The organism is Streptomyces plumbidurans, assembly GCF_019857225.1.
GTDB classification, from domain to species: Bacteria; Actinomycetota; Actinomycetes; order Streptomycetales; family Streptomycetaceae; genus Streptomyces; species Streptomyces plumbidurans.
Genome location: NZ_JAFJSY010000030.1, coordinates 1 through 21134, shown reverse-complemented (window position 1 = coordinate 21134; position 21134 = coordinate 1). Strand labels below are relative to the sequence as shown.

The window sequence follows — 21134 nt, the reverse complement described above, 5'->3', positions numbered from 1 at the left end:
GGCGGCGCGGCGCCGGCCCCGGCCGGCCCTGGTGGTGGGCCCGGTCGCGGTGGCCCGGCCGGTCGCGGCCGCGCTGCTGCGCCAACCGGGCTGCGGAGTACGGCCGGTGGGGCTGGTCACCGACGCGCTGGACCTGCGCACCCACTCCGGCGAGGGCCCCGAGCTGCCGGTGCTGACCACGGATCTGGAGACGCACCGGGCGGTCATCCAGAACGGTGTGGAGACCGTGCTGGTCGTCGGCGCCTCCACCCCGGCGGTGCGCACCGGGCTGCTGCGGGACCTGGCCGCGTACGGCTGTGTGCTGTGGGAGCTGGACGCGGGCGTGCCGTCGTACGGCTTCGGCACGGGGCGCAAAGGGGCCGGGCATCTGGCGGGCTTCCCCCGCAGGCTGCTGAGCCCGGACGGCGGGCCGCGGCGCGGCGGCGCGGGCAAGCGCGTGCTGGACGTGGTCCTCTCGGGGGCGCTGCTGCTGCTCGCCGGCCCGGTGCTGCTGGTGTGCGCTGCCGTGCTGCGGATCAAGGACGGGCCCGGGGTGGTGTTCCGGCAGGAGCGGATCGGCAAGGACGGACAGCCGTTCACCCTGCTGAAGTTCCGCACCCACCGGCCCGCCAGCGCGCACGAGGCGGCCACACGCTGGAGCGTGGCGAACGAGCAGGAGATGAGCCGGTTCTGCCAGTTCCTGCGCCGCACCTCCCTCGACGAGCTGCCGCAGCTGTGGAACGTCTGCCGCGGCGACATGAGCCTGGTCGGTCCCCGGCCCGAACGGCCTTATTACGTCGCCGTGTTCAGCCAGACCCATCCGGGTTACCGGGAGCGGCACCGGATGCGGACCGGGATCACCGGGCTCGCGCAGATCCACGGGCTGCGCGGCGACACCTCCATCGAGGACCGCTGCCGCTTCGACAACGCCTACATCGACAACTGGTCGCTGTGGCAGGACATCTGCATCCTGGTGCGTACGGCGGCGCTGTTCGTACGACCGACGGGGAGCTGAGCGCGGGTGAGCTCTCCCTCGGCGGCCTCCGTACCGCTCGTGCCGTCGCCGGCGGTGCTCGGCCGGTTCGCTCCCGTGCTGCCCGTCGTGGCGGTGATCGCCCTGATGGGGCTGCCGACCGCATCCGACAGCGGCGCCTCGCCCGCCGACGCCGTCTCGGCGCCGGCCGTGCTCTGGGCGGCCGTATGCGCCGTACGGGAGGCGCGGCGGCCGCTGACGCGGACCGCGGCGGTGGTGCTGGGGCTGCCCGTGGTGGGCATCGCGGTCGCCGCGACCGGGGCGGTGACGCCCGGCGACGGGATCACGGGACTGGCGCGCTATCTGCAGGTGTTCGTGCTCGTGCCGCTCGCGGTGGTGCTGCTGGTGCGCGACCGGCGCGACGCGCGGCTGGTGCTGTGGTCGCTGGCCGGGCTGGCGCTGTGGCAGGGGACGGTCGGGGTGCACCAGTACCTCACCGGGACGGGAGCCTCGTACCAGGGCGCGGACATCCGCGCGGTGGGCACCTTCGGGCCGTCCGACGTGATGGGGATGGCGAGCGTCGTCGCGTGCGGTGTGGTGGCGCTGACCGGTCTCGCGCTCGGTGCGCGGGCCCGGCGGCCGCGGCTCGTGGCAGCCGGTTGCGCGCTGGCGCTCCTCGTTCCGCTCGCGCTGTCCTTCAGCCGGGGCGCGTGGATCGCTACGGCCGTGGCGTGCGGCACGCAGCTGCTGCTGGCCGGGGTGCGGCGGGCGGTGGCGATGTTCGCCGCGGTGGTCGCCGCCGCGGTGGTGCTGATCGGCGGGTTCGGGGTGGGTGCCGCGGGGCTGGAGGAGCGGCTGGCCAGCATCACCCGGGTCACCGACGCCCCGGACCAGTCGGTGATCGACCGGTACACCATGTGGGCCGCGGCCACCGACATGTGGCGCGAGCACCCGGTGACCGGCGTGGGTCTGAAGGCCTTCCCCGCCTACCGCGACGCCCATGCCTCGCTGGCGCTGTCGTCGGGCAGCGACACCGAGGGAGCGGGACAGGCCTACAGGCGCCAGCCGCTGCTCTCCCCGCACAACATGTACATGCTGCTGCTGAGCGAGCAGGGCCTGCTGGGCCTGCTGACGGTGGCGGGCAGCTGGCTCGCGCTGCTGGTCTGCGGGCTGCGCAGGCTGCGGCGGGCCGGACGGGCCCGGGACTGCGCGCTCGCGGCCTGCGGTCTGCTGCTGTGGCAGCTCGTCAACTTCCTCTATTCCGACATCGGCGGCCCCTCCACCACGCTGACGGCCGTCTGCTTCGGCTTCGTCGCCTGGTGGTCGCTGACCGGCGCGGCAGCGGATCCGGCCCCGGGTCCGGCCAGGGCTGCGGAATCGGGTCGGCGGTGAGGCCCGGGCCCGCGAGGACGGCGGGCGTCCCGGGCGGCGCGACCGGTACCGGTGGCCCGCTCCCGGCAGGCCGCGGCTCCCGCCGCCCGGCCCACGCCCGGCCGCCGGTGCAGGACGCCTCCTCGCGGCGCTTCCTCGCCCGGGCGACCCTGCTGAGCGCCGCGCTGTCCATCGCCGGGGCGGTGCTCGGCCTGGGCAGGGACCAGACGCTCGCGCATCTCTTCGGCGCCGGCGCCGAGACCGACGCGTTCCTGGTCGCCTGGACCGTGCCCGAGGTGGCGGCGACGCTGCTGATCGAGGACGGCATGGCGTTCGTGCTCGTGCCCGCCTTCAGCGCGGCGCTGGCGCTGCGGGCCCGCGGGCAGCGCACTCCCGACCCCGTGCGCTCCCTGGTCGCCGCCTCGCTGCCGCGGCTGTGCCTCGCCCTCGCCGCCACGGCCGCCGTGCTCGCGGCCGGGGCGCCGATGCTGGTGTCCGCGCTCGCGCCCGGCCTGAGCGACCCCTCGCTCGCCGTCTCCTGCACCCGGCTGACGGCGACCTGCGTGCTGAGCTTCGGGCTGGCCGGGTACTGCAGTGCGGCCCTGCGGGCCCATCGCTCGTATCTCGCGCCCGGCGCGATCTACATCGTGTACAACGTCGCGATCATCGCCACGATGTTCGTCCTCGGTACGCACTGGGGCGTGCGGTCGACGGCGCTCGGCGTCGCGCTCGGCGGGTGCCTCATGGTCGCCGTGCAGGCGCCGACGCTCGCACGGCGGATCGCCGGGCGGGCCGGCCGGCGCGCCCTCGTCGACGACGGCGGGGACGGCGCCCGGCCGCTCGCGCCCGCCCTGGTCTGCGCGGTCCTGCTGTTCGCGCTGTGCCGTCAGTCGCAGGTCCTCATCGAGCGGTATCTGGCCTCCGAACTGCCCGCCGGGGCCATCTCGCACCTCAACTACGCCCAGAAGATCGCCCAGTTGCCGATGTCGCTGGCCTCGATGGTGTGCGTGGTCACCTTCCCGGTGGTGGCGCAGGCGATCGCCGAGGGCGACACCCGGCGGGCCCGGGACCGGGTCGAGCGGGACCTGGTGCTGATGTCCACCACGGTGCTGATGGGCGCCGCCGTGGTGCTGGCCTGCGCCCCGCAGATCGTCCAACTGCTGTTCCAGCGTGGGGCGTTCACCGCGCAGGACACCGCCGCGACCGCCGCCGTGATGCGGGTGTACGCGACCGGGCTGCTCGGGCAGACGCTGGTGGGCGCGCTGGTGCGGTCGTACTTCGCGACCGGGCGCACCACCTGGTTCCCCCTGGGCGCGATGGGCGTGGGCGCGCTGGCCACGGTCGCCATCGGCGCCTGCGCGGTCGGTCCGTGGGGCGCGTACGGCATCGCCGCCGCCAACGCGATCGGCATCACCGTGACCGCCCTGCTCCTGCTGCACGGACTGGGCCCGAGCACGGTGCCCGTACGGGTGCGACGGGTCCTCGGCGATCTGGTCGGGCCGCTGTGCGCGGCCGCGGGCGCCACCGGGGCGGGTCTGCTCGGCGCGGGTCTGTTCGCCTCGCCCGCCGCGTCCGTCGCCGTCTGCGGTCTGTGCGTGAGCGCCGTGTTCCTGCTGCTGGCCTGGCTCCTCGACGCGGCCGGCGCCCGGTCGCTGCTGCTTTCCGCCGTGCACGTCCTCCGTCCCTACGTCACACGAAAGTTGGGCCATGGTCGCTGATGTCTCCGCCGCCTCGCCTACGGCCGCACCCGAGCCGGGGCGGCCCGCGCGAAGAACCGCCGGGCGGGGCCCGGTCGCCTGGGTGGCCATGTACCACTCCGTCTCCGACTGCCCCGACGACCCGTACAACGTGACGGTCACCCCCGAGCGCCTCGACCGGCAGCTCGCCTGGCTGGCGGCTCGCGGTCTGCGCGGTGTCAGCATGCGCGAACTGCTCGCGGCACGCGCGCGTGGCGCGGAACGCGGCCTGGTGGGGCTCACCTTCGACGACGGCTACGCCGACTTCGTGAGCGACGCGCTTCCGGTGCTGCACCGGCGGGGCTGCACGGCGACCGTGTTCGTGCTGCCCGGGCGGCTCGACGGCGAGAACGCCTGGGAGCCGGACGGGCCGCGCAAGCCGCTGCTCGGCGTGGAGGGCATCCGCCGTATCGCGGCCGCGGGGATGGAGGTCGCCTCACACGGTCTGACCCACCGCGATCTGACGAAGGCGACCGACGAGGTGCTGCACGCCGAGGTCGAGAACAGCCGGCATCTGCTCGCCGGGATCACCGGCGGCGACGTCGAGGGCTTCTGCTACCCGTACGGCTGCATGGACGAGCGCGTCGCCGCCGCGGTGCGCAGGGCCGGTTACCGCTACGCCTGCGCCATCTCCCCCGGCCCGGACGGCTGCGGCGACTTCGCGCTGCCGCGCATCCACCTCGGGCGCGCCGACACCGCGCCCCGGCTGGAGCTGAAGCGCCGCCTGGCCCGGTTCTTCGGCCGTGCCGTGGGGGCCGAGTGAGGGTGCTGCACATCATCACCGGTCTCGGCGTGGGCGGTGCGGAACAGCAACTGCAGCTGCTGCTGCGGCACCTGCCCGCGCAGTGCGACGTGGTGACCCTGACCAACCCCGGTCGCGTCGCCGCGGCCCTGAGCTGCGACGGCGTCTGCGTCACCCACCTCGGCATGCGCGGCAACCGCGACCTCGGCGCGCTGCCCCGCCTGACCCGGCTGATCCGCACCGGCGGCTACGACGTCGTCCACACCCACTTGTACCGGGCCTGTCTCTACGGCCGGATCGCGGCCCGTCTCGCGGGAGTTCGGGCGGTCGTCGCCACCGAGCACTCGATCGGCGACACCCTGCTGGAGGGCAGGCCGCTCACCCCGGGCGTCCGTGCGCTGTATCTGGCCGGTGAGCGCCTCGGGCGCGCCACGGTCGCCGTCTCACCGGCGGTGGCCGAACGGCTGCGCCGCTGGGGCGTGCCCGGCCCGCGCATCCGCACCATCCCGAACGGCATCGACGCACCCCGGTTCGCCTACGACGAGGTGGCCCGCAAGGAGGCCCGCATGTTCTACGGGCTGCCCGAGGACGCCTACGTCGTCGGCGGGGTGGGGCGGCTGGCCCCGGGCAAACGCTTCGACCTGCTGGTGCGGGCGCTGGCCGAACTGCCGGACGACGTACGGCTGTTGCTGGTCGGCGGCGGGACCGAGCGGCAGGCGCTGTGGCGCTGCGCCCGGGCGCTGGGGGTCGCGGACCGGGTGGTGCTGACCGGTGAGCGGCCGTATCTGCCGGAACCCGGCGCCGACGCGCCCGGCGTGGTCGACCTGCTGTCCGCGATGGACGTGCTCGCCTCGCCCTCGGCCGAGGAGGCCTTCGGGCTGGCCGTGGTGGAGGCGCTGGCGGCCGGGCTGCCCGTGCTGTACGCGAGCTGCCCCGCCGTCGAGGACCTGCCGCCGGACGCGGCACCCGGCGCCCTGCGGGTCACCGGCGGCGCCGACGCGTACGCGCGGGAACTGCTGCGGCTGCGCGCGGCGGGTCCGGGTGACCGCGACGCCCCGCAGGCCGTGCGGCGCTACGACATCGCGTACACCGCACGGCAGTTGATGGATGTGTACACGGCCGCTGTGGCCGGTTCGACCCTGGAAGTGAGTTCCCCATGACCGACAACCCCGCTCAGCACGCCCGGCTCTCGAGCCGCGCGGGCGTTCGTGAGAAGCGGCTGCCCGCGTGGTGGCTGCTGCCGGCCGGCGCGCTGCTCGGTGCCGTGGCAGGTGGCGCGTACGGAGTGGCGAAGCCGCCGCAGTACACGGCGACGAGTTCCGTCGTCGCGGTGGCGGCGGGCCGGTCGGACGTCGACTGCGCCGACGCGCTGGGCTTCGCGCAGGCGTACGGCCGGGTGGCCCCGCAGCTCGCGGCGCTCGGGGACGCGCAGACGAAGGCGGGCGTACCGGCCGCGACGCTGCGCAGGGACGTGCAGGTCGCGACCTCGCCGGACGCGCCGATGGTCTCGGTCTCGGCGACCTCGACGAGCCCCGCGCGGGCCGCCGGCATGGCCAACGCCGTGTCCGGCGCGCTGATCACGCAGGCGGGCCGCACCAAGACCGCCACCGGCATCCGTCTGGAGCCGCTCTCGCGCGCGCTGAAGCCCGTCGAGCCGTCGTCCCCGTCGTGGACGCTGACCGCGCTGGTGGGTGGGAGCGCCGGGGGTCTGCTGGGCGGCCTCGCGCTGCTGGTGCGGCCACGACGGTCGGCGGACGAGGGCCGCGGCCAGGCGACGGTGCCCGCTCCGAGCCATGCCGCGGACGCCCACGGGATGCTCGGGTGAGCGCGGCGGAGCGTGCGCTGACGGTCGAACTGTGCACCGACGACGGCACGTTCGCCGCAATGGCCGAGGAGTGGGCGGGGCTGCACGCGTCCTGCCCGTCGGCGACACCGTTCCAGAGCCATGCCTGGCTGCACTCGTGGTGGCTGTCGTACGGCACACCCGACGGCTTGCGGCTCTTCCTGGTCCGCCGGGGCGGTGAACTGGTGGGCGCCGCGCCGTTGATGCGGGTGGGGCGCGCGGTGCCACGGCTGGTGCCGATCGGCGGCGCCATCTCGGACTTCCGTGACGTGCTGCTCGCCGAGGACGCGACCGAGGAGGGCGGCCGGGCGCTGGCCGGCGCCCTCGCCCGTGCGGCCCGCACCGCGCTGATCGACTTCCGGGACGTGCGGCCGGGCAGCGCGGTGGAGCAGGTCTACCGGCACTGGCGCGGTCCGCGCTGCCGGCTGCGGGACTCGACGTGCCTGGAACTGCCCGCCCTGCCCATGACGGATCTGGTCAAGCGGCTGCCGACGGCGCGCGCGCAGCGAATCCGCAACAAGGTCAACCGGCTCGGCAGGCTCGGTGTCGAGTGGCGTGTGGTGGGCCACGAGGAGACGGAGGGCGCGGTGCGGCGGCTGATCGAGCTGCACCGGCAGCAGTGGGAGGGCAAGAAGGTCACTCCGGAGCATGTCCGGCCGCAGTTCGTGGAGCATCTGGTGCGGTCGGTGGTCCCGATGGCCCGCTCCGGGCAGGCCGCGGTGACGGAGTTCTCGCTGGAGGGCTCGGTGGTGGCGGTCGACCTCCATCTGCTGTCGGGACGGCTGACGGGCGAGTATCTGTACGGCTTCCACCCGCGGCTGCGGGACAGCAAGCTGGACGTGGCGACGATGCTGCTGCGCGCGTCCAGCGAACTCGCCTCCCGCGAGCAGACCTCCGGCGAGGCCGTGACGGGCGCCGAGGGCCGGGTGCTGAGCATGCTGCGCGGCGACGAGCCGTACAAGTACCGCTGGTGTCCCGAGACGGTCCACAACGAGCGCTTTCTGATGGCAGGCCCGCTCACCGCACCGCTGATGACGGCCGCCGCGTGCCACTCGACGGCCCGGCACACGGCCAAGAAGGTGCTGCGCAAGGACCCGGCCACCCAGCAGCACGGGTAGCGACGGGTGTCGGCCGCCTCAGTGGGCCGGCGGCGTAGGTGACTGAGCGGGCACCGGCGGGACGGGGGCCGTAGGGACGGGGGCCGTCGGGACGGGGGCCGTCGGTCCCGGGGTCGGCTGCGGCGCCGGGACGGTGGACATCACCGCGCGGTACACGGCCGAGGCCCGGGGATTGCCGGTGCACTGCCACACGCCGTGCGGGCAGTAGTCGGTGAGCGTGTTGTACAGCGGCCGGTGCTCGTTCATCCAGTCCAGCATGCGCAGCATGTACACGCTGTCGTCGCCGTTGCGGAACATGCCCCACTCGGGATACGAGATCGGCTTGTGGTGCTCCCGGGCGAAGTCCACGTGGAACTGCAGTCCGTAGGGCTCGGAGATCTGCTCGTCGAAGGACATCCCGTGGGGCTGGTCGTAGGAGTCCATGCCGACGATGTCGACGACGTCGTCGCCGGGGTAGCACTCCGGCCACGGGATCGCGTCCGCGCCGCGGGTGGGGGCGAAGTCGAACCGGAACTTCTGCCCGGGCACCGAGCGCATGACGGTGACGATGCGTCTCCAGTACGTCTTCCAGTCCTCCGGGTCGGGGCCGCAGCGGTGGGTGTACGTGGTGCCGTTCATCTCCCAGCCGAGGACGAGGATCGTGTCCGTCGCGCCGAGGTCGACCAGTCGCTGCGCCAGCACCCGGAAGTGCTCGTCGTAGGCGCCGGCCGCGGCGCGCCGCAGCAGCCGTCTGACGGCGGTGTCGGAGACCTCCGCCTCGTTGTGCTCCATCAGCGGAACGTTGAGCACGAGCATCCGGTCGGCCTTGGCCCGCCGCCACTCGGCCCAGCCGTCGAGGAAGCCGTGGCCGCCCTCGATGTTGCTCCATACGTCGCCCGGCAGATAGGTGTGCGCGACGCGCACCTCGGTGCCGCCCAGCCAGCGGCTGAACTGCTGCATCCGCGCGATCCCCGCGGCCTCGGAGTCGAGGAAGGCGCCGAAGGCGGGCCGCTGTCCGTCCGGGTCCGCGGGGGCGCTCGCTTGCGGTGGCGCGGGGGTGGGGCCCGGTGCGGTGGGCCGTACCGGCGGGGGGTCGGGATTGCGGCCGTCGTCGTTCCAGGGGGCCGGGCCCCAGGCGAGCGAGGCCACCGTGACCACCCCGGCGGTCAGGAGCGCCAGCCGAACGAACACGGACCGGCGGCGGTGAGGGATCATTCGTCCTCCTTCGCCGCATATCCTAGGTACAGTGACGCTTAGTCATTTATCACTTTATTACCCCACTTGAGTCAGACAGCTTGGCCAGGTCCGTACGGCTCACCCGCGCGAGTGACCCGCGTACAGCGCCTCGATCTCGGCCGCGTACGCCGCCGTCACCGCATGGCGCTTGACCTTCAACGACGGGGTGAGCAGGCCGTTGTCCTCCGTGAACTCGCCCTCGACGAGGGTGAAGGCGCGTATCGACTCCGCCCGGGAGACGGCCGCGTTGGCGTGGTCGACGGCCTTCTGGACGTCCGCACGCATCCGCGGGTCCCTCACCACCTCGGACATCGGGGTGTCCGCGGGCAGCTTGCGGACCGTCAGCCAGTGGGCGACGGCGTCGGGTTCGAGGGTGATCAGGGCCGCGACGAAGGGACGGTTGTCGCCGACGACGATGCACTGCCCGACCGGCGGGCGGCTGCGCAGCCGGTCCTCCAGGACGGCCGGGGAGACGTTCTTGCCGCCGGAGGTGACGAGGATGTCCTTCTTGCGACCGGTGATGGCGAGATAGCCGTCCTCGTCGAGCGTGCCGAGGTCACCCGTGGCGAACCACTCGTCGCGGAGCACGGCGTCGGTGGCGGCCGGGTTGTTCCAGTACGAGCCGAAGACCACCCCGCCCTTGATCAGCACCTCCCCGTCCTCGGCGATGCGCACCGCGGTGCCGGGGACCGGGGCGCCGACGGTGCCGGGGCGGGGCCTCAGGGGCGGGACGATGGTGGCCGCGGCGGTGGTCTCGGTCAGGCCGTAGCCCTCGTAGACGATGATCCCGGCGGCGTAGAAGAACAGGTTGAGATCGCGGTCGAGCGGGGAGCCGCCGCTGATGGCGTAGCGCATGCGGCCGCCGAGTTCCTTGCGGACGCGGCGGTAGACCAGCAGGTCGTACAGGGCCCAGGCGGCGTAGAGGCCGAGCCCCGGGCCCTTGCCCGTGTCCAGGAACTTGTTCAGGTACGCCTCCCCGAAGCGGACGCCGATGCGGTTCGCGCGGTCGAAGGAGGCGCCGCGGCCGATCTTCTCGGCGGTGGCGCGGCCGGTGTCGTGGATCTTTTCGAAGAGGTAGGGGACACCGACGAGGAACGTCGGGCGGAACTCCTTGAGCGCGGGCCTGAGTTCGTCGGGCTTGATGCTCGGGCAGTGGCCGATCTCGATACGGGCCATCAGACAGGCGATCTGCAGCGAGCGGCCGAGGATGTGGGCGAGGGGGAGGAAGAGGAGGGTCGAGGCGACCTGGCCGGTGACCTCCTTGAAGATGGGGTGCAGCAGTTCGACCGTGTTGGCGGCCTCGGCGTGCAGATTGGCGTGGGTGAGCACGCAGCCCTTGGGTTTTCCGGTGGTGCCCGAGGTGTAGCAGATCGTCGCGGTGGTGGCGGGGGTGAGGGCGGTGCGGCGCTTGGTGACCTCCTCGTCGGGCACGTCGCGCCCGAGCGCGGTGAGGTCCGCGAGCGCGCCCTCCCCGTCGGCGTCCGCTGTCGGCTCCAACTGCCAGATGCGGGGCGGCCGTTCATGCCGGGCCGTGCCCGAGGTCACCGTGGCGGCGTTCTCGGGGGTCTCGGCGACGACGAAGCGGGCCTCGGAGTCGCGGACGATCCACTCCACCTGCTCGGCCGACGAGGTGGCGTAGATCGGCACGCTCTGGCCGCCCGCAGCCCAGATCGCGAAGTCCAGGACCGTCCACTCGTAGCGGGTACGGGACATCACGGCGACCCGGCCGCCCGGTTCGAGGCTCGCCGCGATCAGCCCCTTGGCCACGGCGGTGACCTCGCGGGCGAAGGCAGCCGCGGTCACCGGCTGCCAGCTGCCGCGTTGCTTGCGGCGCAGGATCACGGCGTCGGGGGCCTCGGCCGCGTTGGTGTAGGGAAGGTCGGCGGTGCTGCCGGAGGTGATGCGCGGGGCGAGGGCCGGCGTGCGGGCCTCGCGCACCACGCCGGCCTCGTCCCTGACGACCTCGACCCTGGTGCGAGCAGCAAGGTCGGTGCGTCGCTTTGCCCTTTTCAGATCCTTGCGTACACCCATGACGGCTCCCCGGTCGGTTCTGACTGGGAGGTCAACTTACTCACAAGTAAGGAAAGGTCAATGGTGCACAGCGGCTGAACTGGTGTACTAGCCGAGGCCCCTGCGGGCCGCCCCGATCGCGTCGGCGAGACGGCGTACGTCCTGGTCCTCGGTCCTCTTCGCCAACCCGTCCGCGCGCTCCTGGAGTTCGCTCAGGCCGGGGTCGCCGGGCAGGCTGCTCCAGCGGTCGTCGCCCTGGCGCAGGGCGTCGGCGAAGTAGGCGGCCACGGCGGTGACCTGGAAGCGGGGGCTCGCCTCCCAGAGGGAGCCGCTGAGATCCCCGGTCCGCAGTTCCCCGGACCGCTCGTGCGGCGCCCGGGTGTCGGGGTCGAGCCAGCGCACGGTCGCGGTGGCGAGCCGGCCGTCGGAGCCGGGCCGGGTGCGCACGGCGTAGAGGGCGGTGACGGTGTGACCGGGGCCGACCTCGCCACCGTCGACGCGGTCGTCGCGGAAGTCGTCGTCGGCGACGCGGCGGTCGTCGTAGCCGACCAGCCGGAAGTCGGCGACCGTGCCGGGATCGAAGTCGACCTGGGCCTTGGCGTCGCGGGCGGTCAGGTCGATGTTCTGCGGGAGTTCGTCGCAGAAGACCTTGCGGGCCTCGTCCTGACCCGACACATAGACGGTGTGGCCGTCGCCCTTGTCGGCGAGGCGCTCCATGAGGGCGTCGCCGTAGTCGCTGCCGACGCCGACGCCGAACAGGGTGATGCCGTACTCGCGGCGGGCCGTGGAGATGCGGTCGAGGATGGAGTCGGCGTCGGTGTCGCCCTCGTTGGCGAGGGCGTCGGAGATCAGGACCACGCGGTTGGTGGCGTGCTCGCGGCGGCCCTCGACGGCCGTGGCGTAGCCGGTCTCGACGCCCGCGCCGAGGTTGGTGGAGTAGGTGGGCTCCAGGCTGTCGATCGCGTCGTGGATCCTGCCGCGATGGCCACCGAGGCGGGTCATCGGCAGCACGGTCTCGGCCTGCTCGCTGAAGGTGACCACGGCGACCGAGTCGTCGTCGCGCAGCCGGTCCGTCATCGTGTCGAGGGACTTCTGCGCGAGATCCAGGCGGCCGGGCTCTGCCATGGAGCCGGAGATGTCGATGACGAACGTGAGGGCGGCGGGCGGGCGTTCGCCGGAAGCGTCGGCGGAGCGGGTGGCGAGGCCGACGCGGACCAGGGACCAGTTCTTCCGGTCGGTGCGGGCTCCGTCGACGGTGACCGTGAAGCCGTTGCCGTCCGGGCGCTCGTAGTCCTGGCGGAAGCTGTTGACGAACTCCTCGGGGCGGATGGTGGCGGGGTCGGGGCGCCCTCCCTCGGCGAGGGTGCGGCGGGCGTACTCGTAGGAGGCGGTGTCGACGTCGAGGGCGAAGGTGGAGAGGTGGTTGGGGGATGCGGGTTCGGATGCGTCGGGGCTCGCGAAGCTGTCCTCGCCCTGCGCCGAACCCTGTTGCCCGCCGGCCGTCGGGGCGGCGGGTGCCGGGAAGCCGTTGCGGTGCGAGCTGTCCGAGGCGCTGCTGGTGCCGGTGTCGCTCCCGCTGCAGGCCGTCAGCAGCAGGCCGCTCGCCGCCGTGAGGGCGAGGAGCGCGCCGCGCAGCCGGCCGGTGCGCGGACGGTCGGTGTGCCGACTACCCGCGCCCGGACGGCCGAGGTGCCGACTTCCGGTGCGGCGGTGCGGGGTGCCCTGCCCGGGTGTTCGGTACCGCTCCATCTTCCGTGCCCCCTTGGTGTGTTGACGCCGGTGTCTGTGACTGTGACGGCACAGGGGGGCGGAACGTGCGGCACGGGGCGTTGCGGATGGATCTCAGGACGGCCACGATCATGGGCGGCCGAGACCGGTGGGTGACCCTCCGTTGACCTAGGACACCACGTCCTTGCGGGCGAAACCGCGGAAGGCCAGGGCGAACAGCACGAGGGCGTACGTTATCGAGATCGCCGTGCCCTGGATCATGCCGGACCACTCGGGATGCGGCTGGACGGCGTCCGCCCAGGCGAACTGCCAGTGCGCGGGCAGGAAGTCGCGCCAGTGGCCGAGCGCGGTGACGGCGTCCAGGACGTTGCCGACGATGGTCAGGCCGACCGCGCCGCCGACCGCGCCGAGGGGCGCGTCGGTCTTCGTGGACAGCCAGAACGCCAGGCCCGCGGTGACCAGTTGGGACACGAAGATGTACGCCACGACCACCAGCAGGCGCTGGGCCGCCGTCCCGGTGTCCAGGGCGCCGCCGGTGGGGATCTGCAGCGGGCCCCAACCGTAGGCGGCCGTGCCGACGGCGAGCGCCACCACCGGCAGCAGGACCATCGCGGCCAGGCTCAGGCCGAGCGCGACGACGAGCTTGGACCACAGCAGCCGGGCCCGGGGCACGGGCGCGGCCAGCAGATAGCGCAGGGAGGACCAGCTCGCCTCCGAGGCGACCGTGTCCCCGCAGAACAGGGCGACCGGGACCACGAGCAGGAAGCCCGCGGACACGAACAGGTTGACGGCGGCGAAGTTGGCCCCGGAGGCGGTGGCCGTGTCCATCAGCGTCACCGTGTCGTTGCGGCCGCTCGGGTCGCCGCCGATCGCGAACGCGATCACCAGCACGAACGGCAGCACGGCGAGGATCGCGCCCATGACGAGCGTCCTGCGCCGTTTGAGCTGGCGGATCAGCTCCACCCGCAGGGGGAGGGTGCGTCCCGGCTTGTAGCCGGAGGCGGTTTCGGTGCGCTCGGCCAGGGGGGTGGTCATGCTTCACCTCCGATCAGGGTGAGGAAGGCGTCCTCCAGGCGGCGGTGGGGGCCCATTGCTGTTACCGGGACTTCCAGGCGGACCAGGTCCACCAGGAGGCGGGCGTTCCGGTTGTTTCCGGCCGCGGCGCCGTCGTGGCTGGTCGCGCAGTTCCCCGCGCCCCCAAGAGCCGTTGCAGGACCGGTGTTTGTGAGGCGCACCAGTAGGCCGCCGTCCACCCGTACCGCCGACTCGACGCCCGGCAGGGCCGCCACCTTCTCCACCAGGGGGTCCGGGATGTCGGCGGCCAGGCCGACCAGGAGGGTGTCGCCGGAGCCGATGATCTCGGCCACCGGGCCCGCCTGGACGAGACGGCCGCGGTCCATGACCACGAGGTGGGTGCAGGACTGCTCGACCTCCGCCAGGAGGTGGCTGGAGACGATCACCGTGCGGCCTGCCGCCGCGTACCGGATCAGCACCTCGCGCATCTCGCGGATCTGCGGCGGGTCGAGGCCGTTGGTGGGTTCGTCGAGGATGAGGAGGTCCGGCAGGCCGAGCATGGCCTGGGCGATGGCGAGGCGCTGGCGCATGCCCTGGGAGTACGTGCGCACCGCGCGGGCGAGCGCGTCGCCCAGGTCCGCGATCTCCAGGGCCTCGTCCAGATGGGCGTCCTCGGACGGGCGGCCCGTCGCCTGCCAGTACAGCTGAAGGTTCTCGCGGCCGGACAGGTGCGGCAGGAAGCCGGACCCCTCCACGAACGCGCCGACCCGGGACAGGACCGGGGCGCCGGGGCGGATCGCGTGCCCGAAGACGCGGATCTCGCCGCCGTCCGGCTTGATCAGGCCCATCAGCATGCGCAGGGTGGTGGTCTTGCCCGCGCCGTTCGGCCCGAGCAGGCCGAGGACCTGGCCCTTCTCGACACGGAACGACAGGTCCCGGACCGCGTAACGGTCCGCCGATCTGGCGTACCGCTTGCTCAAGTCCGTGATCCGGAGCGGGACTTCGGCGAGCGCGGGGTCCGGGGCCGGGGCGGCAATGCGGCGGCGGCCCGTCACCAGCAGCGCCAGGGCGATCACCGCCGCCGCGATCGGCAGCCACCAGACCCAGGACGGCAGCGGGGCGGCCGCGGTGGTCACGCCGGGTGCCGTCGGCACCTGCAGGTCGCCCTTGACGGAGACGGTGTACGTCGCCGGGGCCGTCGGCGAGGCGTAGCCCAGGTCGGTGGAGGCGAGGACCAGGCGCAGCCGGTGCCCCTGGTCGACCTCGTGGTCCACGGCCGGGAGCGTGATCGTCACGTCCTTGCCGGCCTTGGCGCCCTCGACGCGGATCGGGGCGACGAGCTGTGCGGGCAGGACGGGGGTTTTGCCGCCGGGAGCGACGTCGTACACCTTCCCGAAGAGCACGGCGTCGTCGCTCGTCGCCTTCACATGGACGGTGACCTTCGGCGATCCGGTGATCCGCAGGCTGCGCGGGAGCGGCGCGGACTCGAACTGCGCGTACTGGCCGGGGAAGTCGAGCGAGACGCCGACGCCGAGCGAGGACAGCTGGGCGAGTCCGCCGGAGCCGCCGAGGCCGGGCAGGGCGGAGACGGCGGGCGGGCCGGCACCGGCCGGGTTGGCGAAGCTCTGCTCCCCGCCCCGGAGCGGCAGCGGGCGCTGCCCGCTCTCCAGGCCCGGGTAGCGGTCGCCGCTCGCTCCGCGCAGCAGGGCCGCGCCGGTCGTGGAGTCGACGCCGCCGGTGCGGCTGATGCGGAAGGCCGGGCCCGTGTCGGTGCCCCTGTCGTGCTTGAGGTAGCGGTCGAACCAGGCACGCACGCGTGACTGGACCCGGCCGTTCTCCATGTCGCCGCCGTCGTGACCGCCCGCGATCCAGTCGACGTCGACGGGGGCGCCGTTGGCGCGGATGGCCTTCGCGGCGGCGTCGGCCTGGCCGAGCGGGAAGAGGGAGTCGGTCTGGCCCTGCAGCAGGAGGGTGGGCACCTTGATGCGGTCGGCGACGGCGGACGGGGAGCGGTCGGCGAGCAGTGCGCGCGCCTGCGCGTCCGGCCTGCCCGCCTGCGCGACCCGCTGGTACATCCGGCACAGGTCGGGCTCGAACTTCTCGCATCCGCCGCCGGAGTTGACGAAGATCCCGGCCCACAGCTTCTTGAAGACGCCGTCGGGGAAGAGGGCGTCCGCCAGGTTCCAGTACGTGATCGCCGGGGCGATGGCGTCCACCCTGGGGTCGTGTCCGGCGGCCAGCAGGGAGATAGCGCCGCCGTACGAGGCGCCGGCGACGCCCACGCGCGGGTCGCCCGGCTTGTCGAGCCGGACCTGGGGCTGCTTCGCCAGCCAGTCGATGAGCCGGGAGACGTCGGCGACCTCGCCCTTGGTGTCGTTCAGCCCGATCCTGCCGGTGGACTTCCCGAAGCCGCGGGCGGACCAGGTCAGGACCGCGTAACCGTCCCCCGCCAGGTCCTCCGCCTGCTTGCGGACGTCCTGCTTGCTACCGCCGAAGCCGTGGGCGAGGAGGACGGCGGGCCTGCGGCCCACGGAGCCGGACGTGAAGTACGAGGTGTCGATCTTCACCCCGTCGATCGCCATCAGCCGGTCGGTGCGGTGGACGGCGGGCTTTCCGTCCGAAGCGACGGCCGTCCAGGTGCCCGCGCCCGCGAGGACGACGACGGCGGCCCCGGCGGCGAGCGCCCTGCGGGGCCTTCTCAGGAGCCCCCGCAGGCGGGGCAGTCGAAGATCCATGCCATCAACCGTACGGGGACGCTCCGACAGTCGGAGCAGACCGTGGGGTGAACCTTGGCACGGCGGTGTACCGCGGTTGGTGTACGCGCCTCACCGTGTCCGCGTGCGACGCGAGAACCCCGCCCCTCACCGGTCGACCGGGAGGAGCGGGGCGCCGTGCGGACCGTACCTGCTCAGTGGTTGCGGGGGAAGCCGAGGTCGACGCCTGTGGGGGCGTCGGCGGGGTCGGGCCAGCGGGTGGTGACGACCTTGCCGCGGGTGTAGAAGTGCGTGCCGTCGTTGCCGTAGATGTGGTGGTCGCCGAAGAGGGAGTCCTTCCAGCCGCCGAAGCTGTGGTAGCCGACGGGGACCGGGATGGGGACGTTGACGCCGACCATGCCGGCCTCGACCTCCAGCTGGAAGCGGCGGGCGGCGCCGCCGTCCCGGGTGAAGATGGCGGTGCCGTTGCCGAAGGGGGAGTTGTTGATGAGGGTGAGGCCCTCTTCGTAGGTGTCCACGCGCAGCACGGTCAGGACCGGGCCGAAGATCTCGTCCCGGTAGGCCCGGGCGGTGGTGGGGACCTTGTCGAGCAGGGACAGGCCGATCCAGTGGCCGTCCTCAAAGCCCTCGACGGTGTGGCCGGTGCCGTCCAGGACGACCTCGCAGCCCTCGGCGGCGGCGCCGGTGACGTAGGAGGCGACCTTGTCGCGGTGCGCGGCGGTGATCAGCGGGCCCATCTCGGAGGCCGGGTCGCTGCCCGGACCGATCTTGATCTTCTCGGCGCGTTCGCGGATCTTCGCGACCAGTTCGTCGCCGATCGCGCCGACCGCGACGACCGCGGAGATGGCCATGCAGCGCTCGCCGGCGGAGCCGTAGGCGGCGGAGACGGCGGCGTCGGCGGCCGCGTCCAGGTCGGCGTCGGGCAGCACCAGCATGTGGTTCTTGGCGCCGCCGAGGGCCTGCACGCGCTTGCCGTGGGCGGAGGCGGTGGTGTGGATGTGGCGGGCGATGGGGGTCGAGCCGACGAAGGAGACGGCCCTGACGTCCGGGTGCTCCAGGAGGCGGTCGACGGCCGTCTTGTCGCCCTGGACGACGTTGAAGACACCGTCGGGCAGGCCGGCCTCGGCGAGCAGTTCGGCGATCTTCAGCGAGGCGGAGGGGTCCTTCTCGGACGGCTTGAGGACGAAGGTGTTGCCGCACGCGATGGCGATCGGGAACATCCACATCGGCACCATGGCCGGGAAGTTGAACGGCGTGATGCCCGCGACCACACCGAGCGGCTGGCGGATGGAGGCCACGTCGACCCGGGTGGCGACCTGCGTCGACAGCTCGCCCTTGAGCTGCACGTTGATCCCGCAGGCCAGCTCGACGATCTCCAGCCCGCGGGCCACCTCGCCGAGCGCGTCGGAGTGCACCTTGCCGTGCTCGGCGGTGATCAGCTCGGCGATCGCGTCCCGGTTGGCGTCCAGCAGCGCCCGGAACCGGAACAGGATCTCGGTGCGCTTGGCCAGCGAGGACTGGCCCCAGCTCGCAAAGGCGTCCTTGGCGGCCGCCACCGCCGCGTCCACCTCCTCGACCGACGCGAACGCGACCTTCGTGGTGACCGCGCCGGTCGCCGGGTCGGTGACCGGCCCGTACGTGCCCGACGCGCCTTCGACGGTCTTGCCGCCGATCCAGTGGTTGACGATCTTCGTCATGCCCGGTTTCTCCTTCACAGATGGCGGCGTCGGGTGGAGACGTGCCGTTCGTACAGCTCTCGGGCCTTCACCGCCGACGGTCGGGTCGCGGTCTCGGCCACAGGTACATCCCACCAGGCCTGGGCGGGCGGCGGGCCCGACACAGTGTCGGCCGTTTCGGTCTCGACGTAGACACATGTGGGAGTGTCCGCCGCGCGGGCCTCGGCGAGCGCCTCGTGCAGATCTCCTACGGTCTTGGCGCGCAGGACGCGCATGCCCAGGCTCGCGGCGTTGGCGGCGAGATCCACGGGCAGCCGCGCCCCCGTGAAGGTGCCGTCGTCCGCCGGATAGCGGTACGCGGTGCCGAACCGCTCGCCCCCCACCGACTCCGACAGGCCGCCGATGGACGCGTACCCGTGGTTCTGCACCAGCAGCACCTTGATGGCGACGCCTTCCTGTACGGCGGTCACGATCTCCGTCGGCATCATCAGATAGGTGCCGTCGCCGACCAGCGCCCACACGGGCCGGTCGGGGGCGGCCATCTTCACGCCGATCGAGGCCGGGATCTCGTAGCCCATGCAGGAGTAGCCGTACTCCAGGTGGTACTGGTCCCGCGAGCGCGCTCGCCACAGCTTGTGCAGGTCGCCCGGGAGGGAGCCGGCCGCGTTGATGATCACGTCGGTGTCGTCCACGATCGCGTCCAGGGCGCCGAGCACCTGCGGCTGCGTGGGGCGCATGTCCGGCTCGTCGGCCTCGTAGCAGGCGTCGACGCGCTGCTCCCAGCGTTCCTTGTCCTCGGTGTACTCGGTGACGTAGGAGCCGGTGACCCGGTGGGCGTGCATGTCCAGGGCGGCCGTCAGCTCCTGAAGTCCGCTGCGGGCGTCCGCGATCAGCGGCAGCCCGGCGAGCTTGTGGCCGTCGTGGGGCGCGATGTTGAGGTTGAGGAAGCGGACGTTCTCGCCGGTGAAGAGGGTGCCGGAGGCGGTGGTGAAGTCGGTGTACCGGGTGCCGACGCCGATCACCAGGTCGGCGGTGCGGGCGAGTTCGTCGGCCGTCGCGGTGCCGGTGTGCCCGATGCCGCCGACGTCCTGGGGGTGGTCCCAGCGCAGTGAGCCCTTGCCGGCCTGGGTCGAGGCGACCGGGATGCCGGTGCTCGCCGCGAACTCGGCGAGGGCCTCCTCGGCGCGGCTGTGGTGGACGCCGCCGCCCGCGACGACCAGCGGCCTGCGTGCGGCCCTGATCGCCCGTACGGCCTCGGCGAGTTCGGTCGGGTCGGCGCCCGGGCGACGCACCACCCAGGTCCGCTCGGCGAAGAACTCCTCGGGCCAGTCGTACGCCTCCGCCTGGACGTCCTGCGGAAGGGCCAGCGTGACCGCGCCGGTCTCCACCGGGTCGGTGAGGACCCGCATGGCCGCCAGGGCCGCCGGTATGAGCTGTTCGGGGCGGGTGACGCGGTCGAAGTACCGCGACACCGGGCGCAGGCTGTCGTTGACCGACACGTCGCCGGCGTACGGCACTTCGAGCTGCTGCAGGACCGGGTCGGCCGGCCGGGTGGCGAAGACGTCGCCGGGCAGGAGCAGGACCGGGAGGTGGTTGATCGTGGCGAGGGCGGCGCCCGTGACGAGGTTGGTGGCGCCCGGACCGATGGAGGTGGTCACCGCGTGCGTGGACAGGCGGTTGGACTGGCGGGCGTAGCCGACCGCCGCGTGCACCATGGCCTGTTCGTTGCGGCCCTGGTGGTAGGGCATGACGTCCGCGTACTCGACGAGCGCCTGGCCGATCCCCGCCACGTTGCCGTGGCCGAAGATGCCCCAGGTGGCGCCGATCAGCCGCTGCCGCGCGCCGTCCCGCTCCGTGTACTGGGCGGCGAGGAAGCGCACCAGCGCCTGTGCGACCGTCAGCCTCGTCGTCGAGGTCCGCTCCGTCATCGGTATCCCTCCGTGTGCTCCGGGTGAAAGCCGTCGGTTCCGCTTTCACGCCAGGGGAATACGCGCCTGCGGCCGAAGCCGTTCGGGACCTCCGGCGCGGGGCCGAAGCGGGCGGGGAGTCGTCGCTCGCACTTCGCTCCTGCCAGGGCGAAGCGGCCTGCCGCGCCGGAGGCGATCTGGGGCCGGGCGTCACGGGGAACGTACGCGAAGTCCAAGTCCGACGCGAATGCGCTTGCCCCACCCGGGAGTTGAAGCTCTTCGTCCGTTATGTCACAGGCCCGCCGTACCGTACATCCGCCTCGCGGCAGAAGCACGGCCTGCTCGGTGTACGGCCCGCCCGCGGTCATCACTCCCTCACAGCAGTCCCACGGCGGTGTCCACGGCGGCAGCCACATCGCCGTCCACCGGATAGAGCAGCGAACGGCCGACCACCAGGCCCCGCACGGTGGGGAGTTGGAGGGCGCCGCGCCACTTCTCGTACGCCCCGTCCTGGTCGTCGCCGACCTCGCCGCCCAGCAGCACGGCAGGCAGCGTGGAGGTCTCCATCACCTCGGCCATGTCGTCCGGGTTCTCGGTGACGGGGAGCTTGAGCCAGGTGTAGGCCGAGGTGCCGCCGAGGCCCGAGGCGATGGCGATGGACCGGGTGACGGCCTCGGCCGACAGGTCGTTGCGCAGTTTCCCGTCGTCCGTGCGGTGGCTGATGAACGGCTCGACGAAGACCGGCAGGCGGCGCGCGGCCATGTCGTCGACCGCGCGGGCGCTGGACTCCAGGGTGGTCAGCGAGCCGGGGTCGTCGTAGTCGATGCGCAGCAGCAGCTTGCCCGCGTCGAAGCCGAGCCGCTGAAGGTCCTCGGGACGGTGGCCGGTGAAGCGGTCGTCGAGCTCGAAGCGGGCGCCCTGCAGTCCGCCGCGGTTCATCGAACCCATGACGACCTTGTTCTCCAGGGCGCCGAGCAACAGGAGGTCGTCGAGGATGTCGGCGGTGGCGAGCACGCCGTCGACGCCGGGGCGGGAGAGCGCGAGGCAGAGGCGTTCGAGCAGGTCGGCGCGGTTGGCCATGGCGAACCTGCGACCCGACACGCCGAGC

Annotated in this window: 15 protein-coding genes and 1 pseudogene; 7 read left to right on the top strand and 9 right to left on the bottom strand. The window is 73.0% G+C overall.

Annotated features, from left to right (window positions below):
• The 7 genes from JYK17_RS20650 to JYK17_RS20620 all read left to right on the top strand — a co-directional run.
• A partial coding sequence (locus JYK17_RS20650) for a sugar transferase (RefSeq protein WP_261995973.1) occupies positions 1 to 994 on the top strand: 994 nt, incomplete at its 5' end.
• A gap of 6 nt (positions 995 to 1000) precedes the next feature.
• Positions 1001 to 2344: an O-antigen ligase family protein gene (locus tag JYK17_RS20645; protein WP_222810961.1), complete on the top strand. Its 1344-nt coding sequence runs from the start codon at positions 1001 to 1003 to the stop codon at positions 2342 to 2344.
• The gene (locus JYK17_RS20640) at positions 2341 to 4041 is read left to right on the top strand and encodes a lipid II flippase MurJ (RefSeq protein ID WP_108014796.1); all 1701 of its coding nucleotides are present in this window, start codon (positions 2341 to 2343) and stop codon (positions 4039 to 4041) included. The genes JYK17_RS20645 and JYK17_RS20640 overlap by 4 nt, the downstream gene beginning before the upstream one ends.
• Positions 4031 to 4822, top strand: coding sequence for a polysaccharide deacetylase family protein (locus JYK17_RS20635; protein WP_222810960.1), 792 nt, complete (start codon positions 4031 to 4033; stop codon positions 4820 to 4822). Before JYK17_RS20640 ends, JYK17_RS20635 begins: the two co-directional genes overlap by 11 nt.
• Positions 4819 to 5961: a glycosyltransferase gene (locus JYK17_RS20630; RefSeq protein ID WP_222810959.1), complete on the top strand. Its 1143-nt coding sequence runs from the start codon at positions 4819 to 4821 to the stop codon at positions 5959 to 5961. The genes JYK17_RS20635 and JYK17_RS20630 overlap by 4 nt, the downstream gene beginning before the upstream one ends.
• On the top strand, positions 5958 to 6626 hold the full coding sequence (locus JYK17_RS20625; RefSeq protein ID WP_222810958.1) for a YveK family protein: 669 nt from the start codon (positions 5958 to 5960) through the stop codon (positions 6624 to 6626). The genes JYK17_RS20630 and JYK17_RS20625 overlap by 4 nt, the downstream gene beginning before the upstream one ends.
• A complete protein-coding gene (locus JYK17_RS20620) occupies positions 6623 to 7762 on the top strand; it encodes a GNAT family N-acetyltransferase (protein ID WP_222810957.1) in 1140 nt (379 codons plus the stop codon). Before JYK17_RS20625 ends, JYK17_RS20620 begins: the two co-directional genes overlap by 4 nt.
• Before the next feature lie 18 nt (positions 7763 to 7780).
• Here the strand turns inward: JYK17_RS20620 and JYK17_RS20615 are convergent, their stop codons facing one another.
• The 9 genes and pseudogenes from JYK17_RS20615 to JYK17_RS20575 all read right to left on the bottom strand — a co-directional run.
• Positions 7781 to 8956 (bottom strand): glycoside hydrolase family 26 protein, encoded by a 1176-nt coding sequence (locus JYK17_RS20615; protein ID WP_128802860.1) that lies wholly within the window; start codon positions 8954 to 8956, stop codon positions 7781 to 7783.
• A 99-nt stretch (positions 8957 to 9055) separates the two neighbouring features.
• Positions 9056 to 11008 carry an AMP-dependent synthetase/ligase gene (locus JYK17_RS20610; protein ID WP_222810956.1) on the bottom strand — a complete coding sequence of 651 codons (1953 nt, stop codon included), beginning with the start codon at positions 11006 to 11008 and terminating at the stop codon, positions 9056 to 9058.
• An 87-nt stretch (positions 11009 to 11095) separates the two neighbouring features.
• Positions 11096 to 12736 carry a vWA domain-containing protein gene (locus JYK17_RS20605; RefSeq protein WP_261995972.1) on the bottom strand — a complete coding sequence of 547 codons (1641 nt, stop codon included), beginning with the start codon at positions 12734 to 12736 and terminating at the stop codon, positions 11096 to 11098.
• Positions 12737 to 12883: 147 nt separating this feature from the next.
• Positions 12884 to 13750 carry an ABC transporter permease gene (locus tag JYK17_RS20600; protein ID WP_108014777.1) on the bottom strand — a complete coding sequence of 289 codons (867 nt, stop codon included), beginning with the start codon at positions 13748 to 13750 and terminating at the stop codon, positions 12884 to 12886.
• A complete protein-coding gene (locus JYK17_RS20595) occupies positions 13747 to 16464 on the bottom strand; it encodes a CocE/NonD family hydrolase (RefSeq protein ID WP_222810955.1) in 2718 nt (905 codons plus the stop codon). The genes JYK17_RS20600 and JYK17_RS20595 overlap by 4 nt, the downstream gene beginning before the upstream one ends.
• A gap of 173 nt (positions 16465 to 16637) precedes the next feature.
• On the bottom strand, positions 16638 to 18140 hold the full coding sequence (mmsA, locus tag JYK17_RS20590; protein ID WP_222810954.1) for a CoA-acylating methylmalonate-semialdehyde dehydrogenase: 1503 nt from the start codon (positions 18138 to 18140) through the stop codon (positions 16638 to 16640).
• A gap of 14 nt (positions 18141 to 18154) precedes the next feature.
• Positions 18155 to 20047 carry a 3D-(3,5/4)-trihydroxycyclohexane-1,2-dione acylhydrolase (decyclizing) gene (gene iolD, locus JYK17_RS20585; protein WP_108012943.1) on the bottom strand — a complete coding sequence of 631 codons (1893 nt, stop codon included), beginning with the start codon at positions 20045 to 20047 and terminating at the stop codon, positions 18155 to 18157.
• An 83-nt stretch (positions 20048 to 20130) separates the two neighbouring features.
• Positions 20131 to 20394, bottom strand: a pseudogene (locus JYK17_RS20580) (5-deoxy-glucuronate isomerase); the annotation flags it as partial.
• Positions 20395 to 20401: 7 nt separating this feature from the next.
• Positions 20402 to 21134: Cgl0159 family (beta/alpha)8-fold protein (locus JYK17_RS20575; protein WP_222810953.1), on the bottom strand; the 733-nt coding region annotated here is incomplete at its 5' end.

Excerpts from the sequence above, each read along its gene's own strand:
- JYK17_RS20635 (WP_222810960.1), top strand. The coding sequence starts at position 4,031 with ATGGTCGCTGATGTCTCCGCCGCCTCGCCTACGGCCGCACCCGAGCCG.
- JYK17_RS20625 (WP_222810958.1), top strand. The coding sequence starts at position 5,958 with ATGACCGACAACCCCGCTCAGCACGCCCGGCTCTCGAGCCGCGCGGGC.
- JYK17_RS20615 (WP_128802860.1), bottom strand. The coding sequence starts at position 8,956 with ATGATCCCTCACCGCCGCCGGTCCGTGTTCGTTCGGCTGGCGCTCCTG.
- JYK17_RS20610 (WP_222810956.1), bottom strand. The coding sequence starts at position 11,008 with ATGGGTGTACGCAAGGATCTGAAAAGGGCAAAGCGACGCACCGACCTT.
- JYK17_RS20605 (WP_261995972.1), bottom strand. The coding sequence starts at position 12,736 with ATGGAGCGGTACCGAACACCCGGGCAGGGCACCCCGCACCGCCGCACC.
- JYK17_RS20600 (WP_108014777.1), bottom strand. The coding sequence starts at position 13,750 with ATGACCACCCCCCTGGCCGAGCGCACCGAAACCGCCTCCGGCTACAAG.
- JYK17_RS20595 (WP_222810955.1), bottom strand. The coding sequence starts at position 16,464 with ATGGATCTTCGACTGCCCCGCCTGCGGGGGCTCCTGAGAAGGCCCCGC.
- mmsA (WP_222810954.1), bottom strand. The coding sequence starts at position 18,140 with ATGACGAAGATCGTCAACCACTGGATCGGCGGCAAGACCGTCGAAGGC.
- iolD (WP_108012943.1), bottom strand. The coding sequence starts at position 20,047 with ATGACGGAGCGGACCTCGACGACGAGGCTGACGGTCGCACAGGCGCTG.